At 28.2% G+C, this 15,304-nt stretch carries 16 protein-coding genes; 14 read left to right on the top strand and 2 right to left on the bottom strand.

Translation table 11 applies throughout. From position 1 onward, the window contains the following. Positions 1 to 3 precede the first annotated feature (3 nt). From I4U89_RS07170 to scpB, 8 genes are all read left to right on the top strand, one after another. Positions 4 to 1,191, top strand: a complete 1,188-nt coding sequence (locus I4U89_RS07170) for a MalY/PatB family protein (RefSeq protein ID WP_195939710.1) — start codon at positions 4 to 6, stop codon at positions 1,189 to 1,191. 172 nt (positions 1,192 to 1,363) lie between these two features. Next, the gene (locus I4U89_RS07165) at positions 1,364 to 2,917 is read left to right on the top strand and encodes an AbgT family transporter (RefSeq protein ID WP_195939709.1); all 1,554 of its coding nucleotides are present in this window, start codon (positions 1,364 to 1,366) and stop codon (positions 2,915 to 2,917) included. 22 nt (positions 2,918 to 2,939) lie between these two features. Further along, complete coding sequence (locus I4U89_RS07160; RefSeq protein ID WP_195939708.1) at positions 2,940 to 4,115, top strand: M24 family metallopeptidase; 1,176 nt, start codon at positions 2,940 to 2,942, stop codon at positions 4,113 to 4,115. 202 nt (positions 4,116 to 4,317) lie between these two features. Then, positions 4,318 to 4,533 carry a hypothetical protein gene (locus tag I4U89_RS07155; RefSeq protein ID WP_092924643.1) on the top strand — a complete coding sequence of 72 codons (216 nt, stop codon included), beginning with the start codon at positions 4,318 to 4,320 and terminating at the stop codon, positions 4,531 to 4,533. Between the two features lie 5 nt (positions 4,534 to 4,538). After that, positions 4,539 to 4,841 (top strand): spore coat protein, encoded by a 303-nt coding sequence (locus tag I4U89_RS07150; RefSeq protein ID WP_195939707.1) that lies wholly within the window; start codon positions 4,539 to 4,541, stop codon positions 4,839 to 4,841. A 244-nt stretch (positions 4,842 to 5,085) separates the two neighbouring features. After that, the gene (locus tag I4U89_RS07145) at positions 5,086 to 5,688 is read left to right on the top strand and encodes a site-2 protease family protein (protein WP_195939706.1); all 603 of its coding nucleotides are present in this window, start codon (positions 5,086 to 5,088) and stop codon (positions 5,686 to 5,688) included. Positions 5,689 to 5,703: 15 nt separating this feature from the next. Continuing rightward, entirely contained in the window at positions 5,704 to 6,426 is a 723-nt protein-coding gene (locus I4U89_RS07140) for a segregation and condensation protein A (protein WP_195939705.1), read from the top strand. A 4-nt stretch (positions 6,427 to 6,430) separates the two neighbouring features. Then, a complete protein-coding gene (scpB, locus tag I4U89_RS07135; RefSeq protein ID WP_195939704.1) occupies positions 6,431 to 6,961 on the top strand; it encodes an SMC-Scp complex subunit ScpB in 531 nt (176 codons plus the stop codon). A gap of 186 nt (positions 6,962 to 7,147) precedes the next feature. Here the strand turns inward: scpB and I4U89_RS07130 are convergent, their stop codons facing one another. After that, a complete protein-coding gene (locus I4U89_RS07130; RefSeq protein WP_195939703.1) occupies positions 7,148 to 7,390 on the bottom strand; it encodes a small, acid-soluble spore protein, alpha/beta type in 243 nt (80 codons plus the stop codon). 186 nt (positions 7,391 to 7,576) lie between these two features. On the opposite strand from I4U89_RS07130, the gene I4U89_RS07125 reads away from it, so the two are divergent. The 3 genes from I4U89_RS07125 to I4U89_RS07115 all read left to right on the top strand — a co-directional run bounded on the left by I4U89_RS07125 (position 7,577) and on the right by I4U89_RS07115 (position 9,201). Further along, entirely contained in the window at positions 7,577 to 8,188 is a 612-nt protein-coding gene (locus tag I4U89_RS07125; protein ID WP_195939702.1) for a DUF2953 domain-containing protein, read from the top strand. Next, positions 8,142 to 8,564 carry a GerW family sporulation protein gene (gene ytfJ, locus I4U89_RS07120; RefSeq protein ID WP_195939701.1) on the top strand — a complete coding sequence of 141 codons (423 nt, stop codon included), beginning with the start codon at positions 8,142 to 8,144 and terminating at the stop codon, positions 8,562 to 8,564. Before I4U89_RS07125 ends, ytfJ begins: the two co-directional genes overlap by 47 nt. A 196-nt stretch (positions 8,565 to 8,760) precedes the next feature. Further along, positions 8,761 to 9,201 (top strand): MarR family winged helix-turn-helix transcriptional regulator, encoded by a 441-nt coding sequence (locus I4U89_RS07115; RefSeq protein WP_195939700.1) that lies wholly within the window; start codon positions 8,761 to 8,763, stop codon positions 9,199 to 9,201. A 198-nt stretch (positions 9,202 to 9,399) separates the two neighbouring features. On the opposite strand, the gene I4U89_RS16020 is transcribed toward I4U89_RS07115, so the two are convergent. Further along, entirely contained in the window at positions 9,400 to 10,053 is a 654-nt protein-coding gene (locus I4U89_RS16020) for a TMEM164 family acyltransferase (RefSeq protein WP_195939699.1), read from the bottom strand. A gap of 202 nt (positions 10,054 to 10,255) precedes the next feature. Here I4U89_RS16020 and I4U89_RS07105 point away from each other — a divergent pair, with 202 nt between their 5' ends. The 3 genes from I4U89_RS07105 (at position 10,256) to I4U89_RS15925 (ending at position 15,244) form a co-directional block, all read left to right on the top strand. Next, complete coding sequence (locus I4U89_RS07105) at positions 10,256 to 11,224, top strand: hypothetical protein (RefSeq protein WP_195939698.1); 969 nt, start codon at positions 10,256 to 10,258, stop codon at positions 11,222 to 11,224. Positions 11,225 to 11,235: 11 nt separating this feature from the next. Continuing rightward, the gene (locus I4U89_RS07100) at positions 11,236 to 12,519 is read left to right on the top strand and encodes an FAD-dependent oxidoreductase (protein ID WP_195939697.1); all 1,284 of its coding nucleotides are present in this window, start codon (positions 11,236 to 11,238) and stop codon (positions 12,517 to 12,519) included. Positions 12,520 to 13,147: 628 nt separating this feature from the next. Continuing rightward, positions 13,148 to 15,244: a DNA cytosine methyltransferase gene (locus tag I4U89_RS15925; RefSeq protein WP_195939696.1), complete on the top strand. Its 2,097-nt coding sequence runs from the start codon at positions 13,148 to 13,150 to the stop codon at positions 15,242 to 15,244. Positions 15,245 to 15,304 lie beyond the last annotated feature (60 nt).

Genomic DNA, 15,304 nt, shown 5'->3' with positions numbered 1-15,304 from the left:
AATATGATATATAATTTCGATGAAGTAATGGACAGAAGTAACAATTTTTCGGCAAAGTATGATGAGGCTAAAAATAAATTTGGGAGAGATGATATAATACCTCTTTGGATTGCCGATATGGATCTAAAAACAGCACAGCCTATAATAGATGCAATGATAGGTAGAGCTAATCAGGGGATGTTTGGATATGTATCAAGACCAGAAAGATACTTTGAATTAGTAAGAGAGTGGCAATTAAAGAGAAATAATTGGGATGTTGATACAAATTATATGGCACATGCTACGGGAGTAATGCCAATGATGTGTCATTTTATGAGGGAGTTTTTAAATGAAGGTGATAAGGTTATAGTTCAACCACCAGTATATTCTGAATTCTTTACAGCTGTTAAAGATTGGGGAGGGGAATTAGTATATAATCCCCTAAAGTTAGTAGATGGAGATTATCAAATGGACTTTGAAGACTTAGAAAAAAAGCTTAAAGATGGGGCTAAGTTTTTAATAGTTTGCAATCCTCATAATCCAGTTGGTAGAGTTTGGAGTAGGGAAGAGTTGACTAGACTTGGTAATTTATGTTTAGAAAATAATGTTATGGTTATATCTGATGAAATACATTCAGACTTAATATTATTTAACAATAAGCATATACCAATGGCATCTATAAATGAGGAATTTGCTAAAAATACTATAACTTGTATATCAGCTACAAAAACTTTTAATTTAGCAGGACTTCAAGTATCAACTACAGTGTTCCCTAATTTAGAAATGAAAAAAATATATGAAGATGTACAAGGAAAGTTAGATTCTAAGAGAAATAATGCATTTAGTGTAGTGGCAAATATGGCAGCTTATGCTCATGGTGAAGAATGGTTAGAGCAATTATTAACTTACTTAGAAGGTAATGTTGAGTATATAAATAACTTCTGTAAAGAACATATACCACAAATAAAGCCAAACACTCCAGATTGTACATATTTAATGTGGTTAGACTGTAAGGATTTAGGGTTAGAAGGAGATAAATTAGTTGACTTCTTTATAAATGAAGCTAGACTTGGGCTAAATGATGGAAGAAGTTTTGGAATAGGTGGAGAAGGTTATATGAGATTAAACGTAGCTTGCTCTAGAAAGTTATTAGAAAAAGCTATGAATCAACTAAAAGAAGCAGTAGATAAGAAAAACTTAGGGAAGATATAAATTTTTAAATAAGAGATTATAGCTAGTTTAGTTATAATCTCTTGAAAAAATGTTTAAGAATTAATGATTTTATATTATTAACAAGTATTTAAATTATTAAGATTTACTTTGTTCAAAAGGAAAAGGGTTTTATAAATTATTTAAATAAAATTTTATAATACGGGGGTTTATTATGGAAATTAAGGCAAAGGCAAAAAAGAGCTTTCTTTTAAGATCTTTAGACACAGTAGAAAGAGTAGGTAATTCTCTACCTCATCCAGCCACAATATTTATAATATTAACAGCAGTTGTAATATTAGGATCAGCTATAGCAAGTAGTATGGGTCTTTCTGTAAGTTATGATGCTTATGACCAAGCAACTGGAGCTATAGTTGAGACTCAAGTTGTGGCAGAAAGCTTACTATCACCAGATGGAATTAGATATATGTTTACTTCTATAGTATCAAACTTTACTAGCTTCTTTGCGCTAGGGCCAGTATTTGTAATAATACTATGTGTTGGAGTAGCAGAAGGAACAGGATTTTTATCAGCAGCTTTAAGAAAAGTAGCAAAAGTTACACCAAAGAAGATGGTTACAGCTATGATAATATTTTTGGGAATAATGTCAAATGTAGCATCATCTACTGGATATGTTGTATTAGTTCCATTAGGAGCAATAATATTTATGAGTTTTAAAAGACATCCAATAGCAGGTATGGCAGCAGCATTTGCGGGAGTATCTGGAGGATGGAGTGCAAACTTACTTATAGGTACTAATGACCCAATGTTTGCAGGTATATCAACAGAAGCTGCAAATATGATAAATCCAGAATACTTTGTTCAGCCAACAGCTAACTGGTATTTTATGATAGCATCAACTTTCTTAATAGTAGCAGTAGGAACATTTGTAACAGAAAAAATAGTAGAGCCAAGACTTGGTGAATATAAGTCTAATGAAGAAGCTGTAGTTGAAGATATAACAGACCTTGAAAAAAGAGGGATGAAGTGGGGAGTATTATCTTTAATAGTTTATATAGCATTTATAGGATTATTAGTACTTCCTCAAAATGGAGTACTTAGAGACCCAGAAACTGGTTCAATATTAACTTCACCATTTATGAGTAGTATTATACCTATAATGGCATGTTTATTTTTGGTACCTGGAATATTCTATGGAATAGGAGCAAAGGTTATAAAAAATGATAAAGATGTTATAGAGTTAATGATAAAAGGTGTAACTAGTATAGCAGGATTTTTAGTTTTAGTATTCTTTGCAGGACAATTTATAAAGTTCTTTGATTATTCAAAGCTTGGAACTATAATGTCAGTTAATGGAGCACATTTTTTAGAAAATACAGGGTTTGTAGGATTACCACTTATAATATGCTTTATAGTTTTAACAGCTCTTTTAAATATAATAATAGCTGTTGACTCTGCTAAATGGGTTTTAATGGCTCCAATATTTGTTCCTATGTTTATGCAAATAGGATTATCACCAGAGCTTACTCAATTAGTGTTTAGAATAGGAGATTCATGTACTAATGTTATAGCACCACTTATGCCATTCTTTGCACTTATAGTAGCCTTTTGTCAAAAGTATGAAAAGAAAGCTGGAGTTGGTACATTAATAACAACAATGTTACCATACTCAATAGCATTTTTAATAGGATGGACATTATTATTTATAGTTTGGTATACGTTTGGTTTACCAATAGGACCAGGATCACCATTATTTTATGGAGCATAATATAAATTAGGAGATAGTGAATATGAAACCTAAAGTTCAAAAGATAAAAAGATTATTAAGAGAAAATAATATTGATGGAGTTATAGTAAACTCTCCAGAAAATTTTACTTATATAACAGCTTATTCTTCACATCAACACACAGTATCTAGACAAGCTCATTTTGCTGTAAGTGTATTAGATAACAAAGAAGAAAGTAGGGCTATAGCTATAGGAATGGATTTTGAAAGTGAAGCATTTTCTGATTATATGGACTGTATAGTTAAAAAATATAGTACATGGGTTGGGGGAAAAACTTTTGAAGAAGTTTTAGCTAATAAAGAAGTTGTATCTAATAAAACTTTTGTAACTTCATTAGATGTAGTAGTTGAAAGTATAAAAGAATTAAATCTTGAAGATAAAAAAGTAGGTATAGAACTTGATTTTATATCAGCAACATATTTTGATTCTTTAAAAAATGCTCTTCCTAATGTGGATTTTGTAAATGTTTCTAATTTATTTATAGAAGCTAGAAGTGTTAAAGAAGATGATGAAATAGAATACTTTAGAAAGTTAGCTAAAGTAGCTGATGAGGCACTTTTACACACAAGTCAGTTTGTTAAAGAGGGAGTAAGTGAAAGAGAACTGTTTGATATATACTGCAAAAAGGTAATGGAATCGGGAATATGCTTCCCAAGTGGATGGTCATCATTTTGTGCAGGTGAAAATTCAGGAAGACTTTGTCGCTCAACTGATAGAATAATAAAAAATGGAGACGTAGTAAAATTCGACGGGGGGGTAAATGGAGATACTTCCTTTTATACAACAGATTTTTCTAGAAGTTGGCTAGTTGGAGAAACTCACCCAGTACTTAGTGAGTTAAAACAAAGATTAGTTGAAGCTCAAAGGCTTATGATAGATTCAGTTAAGCCAGGACTTGGTTTTGATGAATTATTTTCAATAGGATTTAATTATGTAAAAGAAAAATATAAATTCTATGAAAGAGGCCATTTAGGACATAGTATAAGTATGGGTCCTCAAACTGCAGAGGCACCATTTATATCACTAAGTGAAAAAAGAAAATTAGAAGCTGGTATGATACTTTGTATAGAAACACCATGTTATATATCTGGATTTGGTGGATTTAATATAGAAGATATGATACTTGTTACAGAAGATGGTTGTGAAGTGTTAACACCACTTACACCACACTATAAATAGAAATAAAGGTAGTGTTAAAGTATTTAACACTACCTTTTTATATACTAATAAAATTATAATGTTTTAAAATCTATGAAAAACTATTGTATAGTAAATTTATATATTTATTTTGGATTTATTAATAAGGTAGATATTAACATGATTACTTTTAAATATTAATACGCATAATATGATATGAAAATATATTGTAGGAGGTAATTGAATGAGAGCACTTTCAGAAATAGAAAATCTATCTTTAGCAGCAGTGTTAAAAATGGAATCTGATGGTTTAATTATGCAAAGAGCAATAGATTCTTTAATATCAGATGAAGACTTGAAGAGACAATCAGAGGCTAGTATATTAGCAACAGAAGGAAGAATTAAAGCAATACAACAATTTATAGTTGAGAACAAAATACCAGCTACTGAGGAGGAATAGATACTATGAGAAATATGCTAGGAAATCTAATAAAAGATAATGCAGATCTAAACGATAAAATAATAGCTTTAGGTATGCTTTCATCTGCAAAAGAAGCTGCAGACATGTATCTTAATTCTACATTAACAAGTAGTACACCAGAATTAAGAGCACTATATTCAGCATCATTAACTCAAATGGTTGGAGGTCATACAGCACTTACTGAATTAAGTCTTAATAAGGGATGGATTAAGCCATATGATACTCCTATACAACAATTAACATGTGCTTATAATGAATCAAAAAATGTTATTAGCGAAAATAGATAGTTATATATAACTCTTTGATGATCAATATTACTGGAAATTATAAATTCCAGTAATATTTTTTTTGAAAAAGTTACATGTTTATTAGATTTTAAAAATATATGGAAAAAGATTATATCTTTTATAATCTGTGGCTCAGTAGTAAAGTAGCATTTTTTATATAGGAATGGCTAAATATATAAAAGTTTTGATTATGAATTGATTACTTGATATAATAAAATTAAAAACTAAATATAGGAGATGAAAAATGATTTTAGAAAATATGAGTTTAGATTATATATTGTCAATGGTAGTTGCAATAGCTATTGCTATAAGCGTCCATGAGTTTGGTCATGCATACTCAGCACATTTACTAGGAGATGATACAGCTAAGATGTATGGAAGAATGACTTTAAATCCAGCTAAGCATTTAGATCCTATTGGGCTTTTAATGATGATTATATTTAGAATAGGTTGGGCAAAACCTGTTCCTGTTAATCCAAATAATTTTAAAAACTACAAATTAGGAAATGTGTTAGTTTCACTTTCAGGAGCTATGGCAAATATTATAACAGCTATAATATGCGTGATTATAAATAAGCATGTAAATATGTATGCTATTAATTTAATAGCTTCTATGACTATGATATATAATGTAGGCTTTGCTGCATTTAACTTACTTCCTCTACCTCCACTTGATGGATGGGGAATAGTATCAACTTTTATACCATATAAATACAATGAATATGTTTATAAATATGAAAGTATGAGTAGTATAATATTTTTAGTTTTAATAGTTACAGGGTTAGTTGGTATATTTGTAGAACCAATAAGAGATATAATATTTAACATAGTATTTTTATTTGCATAATTTAAGAGGTAATAGATGAAGTATAATATACATTTACAGGTTTATGATGGACCACTAGATTTATTATATGATATGATATCTAAACAAAAGATAGATATAAAGGACATATCAATAATAGAAATAACAAAACAATATATAAATTATATAAAAATGCTAGAGAAAATGGACTTAGAGGTAACTAGTGAATTTATAACAATGGCATCTAAGTTGCTTCAAATAAAATCTAAGTATTTATTATATAAACAAAAAGAAGATGAAGAAAGTGTTGACCCTAGACTTGAATTAGTAGAACAATTAGAAGAATATAAAAAATTCAAGATAGCAACAGACTCTATAAAGGATAATATAACTTATATAGATGACTTATTCTTTAGAAAAAAAGAAGAAATAATAATAGATGAAAAAGTAGAATTAGAAGATATATCTATAGAGGCTATAAAAAATATACTTCCTTTAATACTTAAGGTAAAATCTGTTGAAGATGAAAAAGTAGAAGATAAAAGATTAGACAAAATAGTAAGAGGTAGAATAATACCTGTTGAAGAAAAAATATCTTTTATAAGAAGTATAATAGAAGTAGAAAAAGAAGTAAGGTTTACAAAGATAATAGAGTCTTGTGATAAAGATGAAGTTATAGCTACATTTTTATCTATATTAGAAATGATAAAAGGAAAAGAAGTAGTAGTTAAGCAAGACTTATTCTTTGATGACATAATAATAAAGAAAAGCTCGGAGTGATAAAATGAGACGTGAAGATATAAAAAATATTATAGAAGCTATAATGTTTGCTTACTCAGAACCTATAAGTATTAGTGAGCTAAATAATATAATAAATGAAGAGCTATCAAGTAAAGAGATAGAATTAATGTTAAACTCTTTAATACAAGAGTATAAAGAAAATAATAGAGGTATACAAATAATAAAGTTAGAAAATAAATACCAAATGACTACTAACAAAGAGTATGCAGGATTTATAAAAAAGGTATTAGAACCAAAGAAAAAGAAAACACTAAGTCAGGCAACTCTTGAAACACTAACTATAATAGCCTATAAACAACCTATAACAAAGGTTGAAGTAGAAAACATAAGAGGAGTAAAATGTGATAGAGTAATATCTGTTTTACTTGAAAATGAACTTATAAAAGAAGCTGGAAGGTTAGAAAAAATAGGGAAACCTATAATATATAAAACTACTGATGAGTTTTTAAAATTACTAAGCATAGAAAGCTTAGATGATTTACCACCATTAAATGAAGAAAAAGAAATCCAATAGGTATATACTATTGGATTTTTTACATTCAAGATAATTATATTAAGTATAAAACTATTGATAACTCATAAAGGTAAGATATTTCAATAGCTTTGAAAATGTAAAAAATAATATTTTAAGCAACGGACAAAGTCGTTGGCGATATGAGCGAAGCGAATTTTTTTAATTATATTAATTTTAATAAAAAATTTACTTATCTTTATACATATTTAAAAGAATTTCTTCACCTTTAGTAACTAATGATTTAGTCATAGCTCCTCCAACTAGCTCTCCAGCAAGAATATTCTTAGATATTCCTTCTAGTGTGTTTTGAGGAGCATTACTTTCAATTTTATCACTAACTGGATTATAGTTAAATCCTTGCTCATTAGCAATTTCCATTTTAAGCATATTTAAAGCTTTTTTTGCATTTTGATTAATTGGTTTATTCATAGAATACATCCTTTCATTTATTGTGCTTATAAAATAGGATATACGTAATTTTAAATATAATACAAGATATTATAATTTATAAAAAATATAAGAAGTAGCTGTTTATATTACACTATATAACTTTATATTTAAATTAATATCTGTATTTTTTTGTATATATATTCAATATTTAGAAATAATAAAACTATGAGATACAGTGTATTATTAATTATTTTTATAGTAGTAGTATTATTATTAATACTATTTATTTCAAAGTTAAATATATTAATTACATCTAAAGTGAAGAATGAAGATATAAAGGTAGACTTAAGGATAAAGTATTTTTTTAATATAATAAATATAAATATACCACTTTACCCAACTAATAAAAAATGTAGAAAAAATAAGAAGGGAGAAGTTAAGAGAAATAGAAGTATATACAATTCAAGTTTAAAAGAAATAAAAGTAGTATTTGGCTTACTAAAAAGAGTTAAGATAGAAGAAATATATATAAATATAAATTTTGGTAATGAAAATATACCTTTTACAAGTTTTATATATGTATTTATAAATTTTATTTATTCTAGCATAATAAACATTATAGACTCTAATAAGGTATATTTAAATGTAAAACCAGATTTTACTAAAAACTTTATAAATTGTGATTCAAAGATAGAAATAAAACCAACAATAAAAGATATAATAATAATATCAATTGCTGTATTTAAAATTTACATTAAAATTAATAAAGGTAAAAGGAATGGTGGTAATATTGAAATCGACAAACTCAATAAAAACTCTTATGGAGACAACATTTGAAACTATTAAAGGCTCAATAGATGCAAATACAATAATAGGAGACCCTATAAAAACAGATACAACAGTTGTTGTACCTATATCAAAAGTAACAATAGGATTTGGTATAGGTGGAGGAGACTATTGTAGGGGACCACATAAAGAAAATAGAATTTTAAAAGTAGAATGTGACAATGAAACAAACTTTGCAGGAGGAAGTGCAGGAGCTGTATCTATACAACCCGTAGCATTTGTAGTAGTTGAAAATGGTGAAACAAGACTTATGAGCTTAGATAACAATATAAATATGGTAGACAATATACTAGCAGTTACACCAAAGGTAATAGAAAAAATTCAAAAGTTATCTAAGAAAGATGATATAAATAAAAAACAATGCTAAGTGTAAGTAAATTAGGGCTATCTACAGTTTAAAATAAAAAAATTATAGATAGCTTTATTTTAACGAATACTTTGAAAGCAAATAATTTAATTGGTAAATATTAAAATTGTGTAGTATAATAAAATATATAGTTAAAATACTAACTAATGTAGAGGGTATTATATGGTGTATAGAGCAAAATTCGAGGTGAAGAGTTATGAACAACAGAAAGATTTCTACATTAATGATGGACAACATGAATGATTTTGCTAACCTAGTAAAATTAATAAGTGCAGAGAGGGTGCAACATGATAGTGTTTTAACAGAGAGGCAGTTTGTTACATTAAGCAGAATTAATATGCATAAAAAAATCGAGCTTAAAAATTTAAGTAAAGATTTATATGTATCAACTTCTAGTTTATGTATATTATTAAACAAATTAGTAGAACAAGGATATGTGTATAGAGAAGAAGATCCAAAAGATAGAAGAAATACTTTCTATTGTATAACTGAAAAAGGGCACATTGTAATTAAAGCTGAAGTAGACCATTTATTAGATGTAATAGGTCACAGAATAGAGAAGTTAGATGAAGATAAAAAAGAAAGGTTATACAACTGTATGGTTGAATCAAGTGCTATATTTAAGGAATTATTATAAAATAAAATAAAAAAACATACCAAATTATGTTATAATGAAAATAACCTAAGATTTTTATTTTCTTCTTACATTTATTATTAGGAAATAAAAGTATATTTGCTCGCTAAATTAGCGAGCATTTTTTTACATCTAAATGAGAATTTATGTTAAATATGTATATAACTTAGATAAATACATTAAATATTAAAGTTTAAAAATTTATCTTTTAATTTTAAAATTATCTTTATCAAATAAAAGTGCTGGTATATATATTATGTTAGTTGAAATTATAAATATAATAATATTTAATATATTAAAATCAGAAAAATTACGATTATAATTAAAATTAATAAAAATATTTAAGAAAAATAAAAATGAGAAATATATTATACAAGTAATTAAATTATCTTTAATAGCACTAGAGCTTATCTTAAATTTTCTCACTTCCACTAGATACACATTAGCATATACTAGTATCATTTTAGAAAATACAAATAAGAAATAAAGTATATTTGGGAACCTATAAGGAATACTTTTAAAAAATATTATCTCACCTATAGAACAAACCAAACTCCATGAGAAAAATACATTAAATAATTGATACTTTTTAAAATATAAAATAGCTATACAAATATAAGAACAAAACCGACTTGGGCTAATAGGTAGTGAATTTAATGTATCATAACCTCCCATAGATATTAGTGAAACTTGTTCAGACACTATTTCTAATATAATAAGTGCGCATATTACTTTTTCAACAATATAACTATACGGCAATAAATTTTTAGTGAGCTTAGGACAAATATATAGAAATACTGAAAAAAATAAAAGTATAATTAGATGTTCTTTAGAAAAAATGAAATCTCCATTCATAAATAACTCCCCTAAGATAAATTTAATAAAATCAAGTATACGGCATATCCAAAAATTTTATATATACTAAAGTATATTTTAAGGTAAGAAAAATAGAATCAAAAAAATTTGTATTAATTTGTAGCGGTGTAACAAAAAAAAATAAAAATAATAAATTAATAATATACTATTCAAGACATTAAAAAATAAACAATTTAAGGAAGTGAATATATTGAAAAAGGGTAGTGGAAAAATATGTGCAGATGCTGGGAGCAAGTATTGTCCGTGTCATCTTGCTTACTGTGGGGAGTGTATAAAATGCCCCCTTATAAGAGGTGAAAAATGTTTAAATTGTTCGTGGCAAGGAGTATGTATCTATAATGAACTTGAGCACAGCAAACATTCAAAGATTATGCAAAGAGAAGAATATATCTGCGATATAAAAGATATAAAAGAAATTAGAGACAATGTGTATCTTATAAAAATACAAGTCCCTAAAAATATCATAATAGATTTAAAAAGCCCAGGTGCTTATTTACTTATTAAGGGGATAGACAAGGATAGCGATATATTTAATGCACCTATATCTGTTATGGATGTGGATGATAAAAATAGCATATTAGAAATAGTTATAAAGCCAGTAGGAGTAAAGACTAAAAATATAATAAACTTTAAAAAAATAAGAATAAAAGGGCCATATTTTAATGGAATATTTGGGATTAAAGAAATAAAATCTACAGCTGGAAAAAATGTAGTTGTAATAGGCAATGGACTATCTTTAGTAAATTCTATAAATGTAGTTAAAAGACTTATAGAGAACAATAATAAGGTAGAAGTGTTTGTAAATAACCAAGCAGAAATACTAAATGAAGTAGTAGAGAAACTAGAAAAATTAGGAGTAAATGTATATATAACTGATATAAATGAAAATAGAGAATTTTTACTAGACTATATAAAAAGAAATGATATAAGCCTAGTATATTCAGCTGGAGGAAATAGATTTAATAAATACATTATGGATATTGTAGATGGATGCAGTAGAGACATAAGCTTTGCTATATCAAATAATAATCTAATATGCTGTGGTGAAGGGATATGTGGTGCCTGCACAATAAATGTAAATGGAGAAAAAGTTAAATCTTGTAAAATGCAAATAGATAGTAGAGATTTTTTAAATTCTAGCAATGTATAGGGGGAGATGTAATGCCTAAAGTAGTTGTTATTGGTGGCGGATGGGCAGGATGTGCTGCTGCTATATCTGCTAAAAAAGCAGGTGCTGATGTTATTTTATTAGAAAGAACAGATTTACTAATAGGTCTTGGTAATGTTGGTGGAATAATGAGAAATAATGGAAGATACACAGCAGCAGAAGAGTCAATAGCACTAGGTGCTAGAGAATTATTTGAAATCACTGATAAATATTGTACTCATAAAGATATAGATTTCCCAGGACATGATCACGCAACACTTTATAATGTAACTAAAGTAGAAAGACAAGTAAGAGAAAAACTAATAGAAATGGGAATAGATGTTAGACTTTTTAGCAGGGTTGTAGACACAGAGGTTGAAGAAGATTGTATAAAAGCTGTAATTTTAGAAGATGGAGAAAAAGTATACGGTGAAGCATTTGTTGAAACAACAGGTTCATCAGGTCCTATGGGTAACTGTACAAAGTATGGTAATGGATGTGCAATGTGTGTACTAAGATGTCCATCTTTTGGAGGAAGAGTGAGTATAAGTGAAACTTGTGGACTAGAAGATATGATGGGTAGAAGAAATAATGGTGACTTTGGTGCATTTAGTGGTTCTATGAAATTACTTAAAGAATCTTTAAGTGAAGATATACAAAATGAATTAAATGAAAAAGGATGTGCAGTAATAGCACTACCAGATGAACTTAAAAATGAAGAAAAGTTAGACATAAAGGTATGCCAACAATATGCTCTACCTGCATTTTCTGATAATATAGTTTTATTAGACACAGGTCACGCAAAGCTTATGAGTCCATTTTTTGCTATAGATAAATTAAGAAAAGTTAAAGGGTTTGAGAATGCTTGTATAGTTGACCCATATGCTGGTGGTAAGGGAAATTCTATTAGATATTTATCTGTTGCTAAAAGAGATAACTATATGAGAGCTAAAGGTATAAAAAACTTATTTGTAGGCGGAGAAAAATCTGGATTTTATGTAGGTCATACAGAGGCAATATGTACAGGAAGTTTGGCAGGGCATAATGCAGCTAGAAGCTGTGTTGGAATGTATTTACTTCAACTTCCAACTAATTTATTAATAGGTGACTTTATAGCTTATTCTAATAATGAAATGCATAAAGAAGGTGGAGATAAGTTAAGATTTACATTTGCAGGAAGTGTTTATTTTAATAGGATGAAAGAGTTGGGATTTTATACGATAGATAAGGATGTTGTTAGAGATAGGGTTAGAAAGGCTAGTTTGGAAGGAATATATGATAAGAGGGTTATAGGTTAGGCATTTTGCCTAACCTTTTTTTATACCCTGCGTATAAAAAAACGACGTGGGGGGGTTTTTAAGCTTTTAATTTTTTTATAGATTAGGGTCTTCCATGTTGTAGATAAATTAGTGCATGATGTGGAGAGATTTGAGATTTTATTGCTAGAAGATTGCAGTTCTTGGTTGGTGAAGATATTATGGTGTGGTGTTTGGTATTACACTTTGGATGAAATCATCGCTCCGATATACCAAGATCGTTTTAGTTGTCTTTTAAATCAGAACAGAGTATTTAGATAGACGAAACACATTTATGAACTATAAAGCTATAGGTGCTTAGAGGTGAATATTACTATATTTAAATAAAATATGCATTTTAAATAAAATTCAGCAATTAAATAGAAATAGGAAAGGACATATTTTTTACCAAATAATAAGTACACATTGACAGGGTAAACTAAGTTATATCTATTTTATCATTTACATAAATATACTTCAAAATAAGGTTCAAATTTAGAAAAATATGATGTATAATAAATAGCTATGAAACAGATGTTTTGATACGGAAATTAATAAAACTGTTTTAGCATAGATATCGTAGAAGCGGATTAGCAAAAGTGATTAACAATGATTTAAGAGGTGATATAACGTGGCGATAAGAGTGTTCGAAGCATTTGCAGGTATTGGAGCCCCTAGAAAAGCTTTAATCAATATGGGGATTGACTTTGAAGTAATATATACATCAGAAATAAATAATGATGCTATAGTGGCATATAAAAAATTGTACGGTGAAGATAAGAACTTAGGAGATATATCAAAAATTGATGAAAAAAAATTAGATGATTTTGATTTATTTGTTGCTGGATTTCCATGTCAGGACATTAGTCATAATGGAAGGCAAGAAGGTATGAAAGAAGGAACTAGAAGTGGATTAGTATGGGATGCAATGAGAATAATAAGTTATAAAAAACCAAGATATGTGGTATTTGAAAATGTCAAAAATCTACTAAATGTTAAGTTTAAAAAAGATTTAGATAAAATTATAGACGATTTAGAAGACTTAGGATATTTTGTGAAGTATGAATTATTAAATTCAAAGAATTTTGGAATATGCCAAAATAGAGAACGAGTTTTTATTGTAGCTAGTTTAGGTGGAAAATTCAAAATACCTAAAAAAATAACTAGAAAGATGAAGACATTGCATGAAATATTGATCGATGATGAAGTAGACAACATAAGACCAGAAATAAAAGAAAGAATAATGAATGAGTCAATAAATATGAATGTTAGAAATGCCATACCAGAAGAAGTAGAAGAGATGCGGAATAAAGTTGTGTGTTTAAATAGTAAAGATATATATAATAAGCAGCCGAGTCAGCAGTATAGGGTATATTCAAAAAACGGATTAATGACTACTTTGTCAGCGCAATTAAATGGAAGATATAATGTCATTTCAAAAAATGGATTTATAAGAAAAATAACACCTAAAGAATCATTGCTACTACAATGTTTTGATTTAGATGATTATGAAAAAATAAAAGATATGGACACAAAAATATACAAACTGAGCGGAAATAGTATACCAGTAAATATGTTAGAAGGTATATTTAGTGAACTAATTAAAGACTATGATACAAATAATTTAAACGAAAGAAAAGATTTAAAAAAGGAGAACCAAAATAAAATGATAAGTGTAGTAAGTATTTTCTCTGGAGGAGGAGGTATAGATTTAGGGTTTGAGAAGGCAGGATTTGATATTATATATGCAACGGATTTTTGGGATAAAGCATGTGATACATTAAAATATAATGCTGCAAAAAATGGACATACTCACAAAAAAGTAGAGTGTAAGGATATTAGAGAAGTTGATTTTAAGGCAATATTAAGAGAGAATAATCTTGATAGAGTGGATTGTTTTGTAGGAGGTCCACCATGTCCAGCATATTCTAAGAGTAGATTTTATCTTAAAGATAAAAAAAGAGCTTTAGAAGATGAAAGTTCATTTACCCTATATAACTATTTTAGAGGTTTAGAAGAACTAAATCCAAGAGTATTTTTCTTTGAAAATGTTAACGGGTTTGTATTTAAGCCACACCAGGCAGCGTTTGACTTATTAAAGTCTGAAGCTAATAGACTTGGATATGATATAACATATAAGGTTATAAATTCTGCAAATTATGGAGTACCACAGACAAGACAAAGATTTATTTGTGTAGGTATAAAAAGAGGTGAGGGAGAGCAATTTGTATTCCCTGATGAAACTCATTATGACCCTGAAAAGTACAGTCCATTAATACACGAAGGTATGAGACCATGGGTTACGTGTGGAGAAGCAATAGGTGATTTAGATTATGATTTACCTGAAGATAAAGATATGGAAGCAGGGTCAAAACATAAAGACTTACTTAAGTTAGTTCCTCCAGGAGATAACTATTTATACTTTACAGAAGAGAGAGGATATCCAGACCCTATATTTAAATGGAGATCTAGATACTGGTCGTTCCTACTTAAGTTATCCCCAGAAAGACCATCTTGGACCATACAAGCAAGCTTCTCTAATAATCAAGGTCCTTTTCACTGGAAAAATAGATTCTTAAGGATATCTGAGATAAAGAGAATACAGACTTTTGATGATGATTATGAATTAACAGGGGATATGAAAGACCAATGGAGGCAAATTGGGAATGCTGTCCCTGTCAAATTAGTGCAAGTAATAGCTGAAAAAATAAAACAAATGTATTTTTAATAATAAGGGCCTAAGTTAAAAGGTCCTTATTTTATTGTCTATTTGAAAAGTGTGAAAATT

The organism is Romboutsia sp. 1001713B170131_170501_G6 (assembly GCF_015668195.1).
GTDB lineage: Bacteria > Bacillota > Clostridia > Peptostreptococcales > Peptostreptococcaceae > Romboutsia_C.
This window is presented reverse-complemented; position numbering and strand designations above follow the sequence as displayed.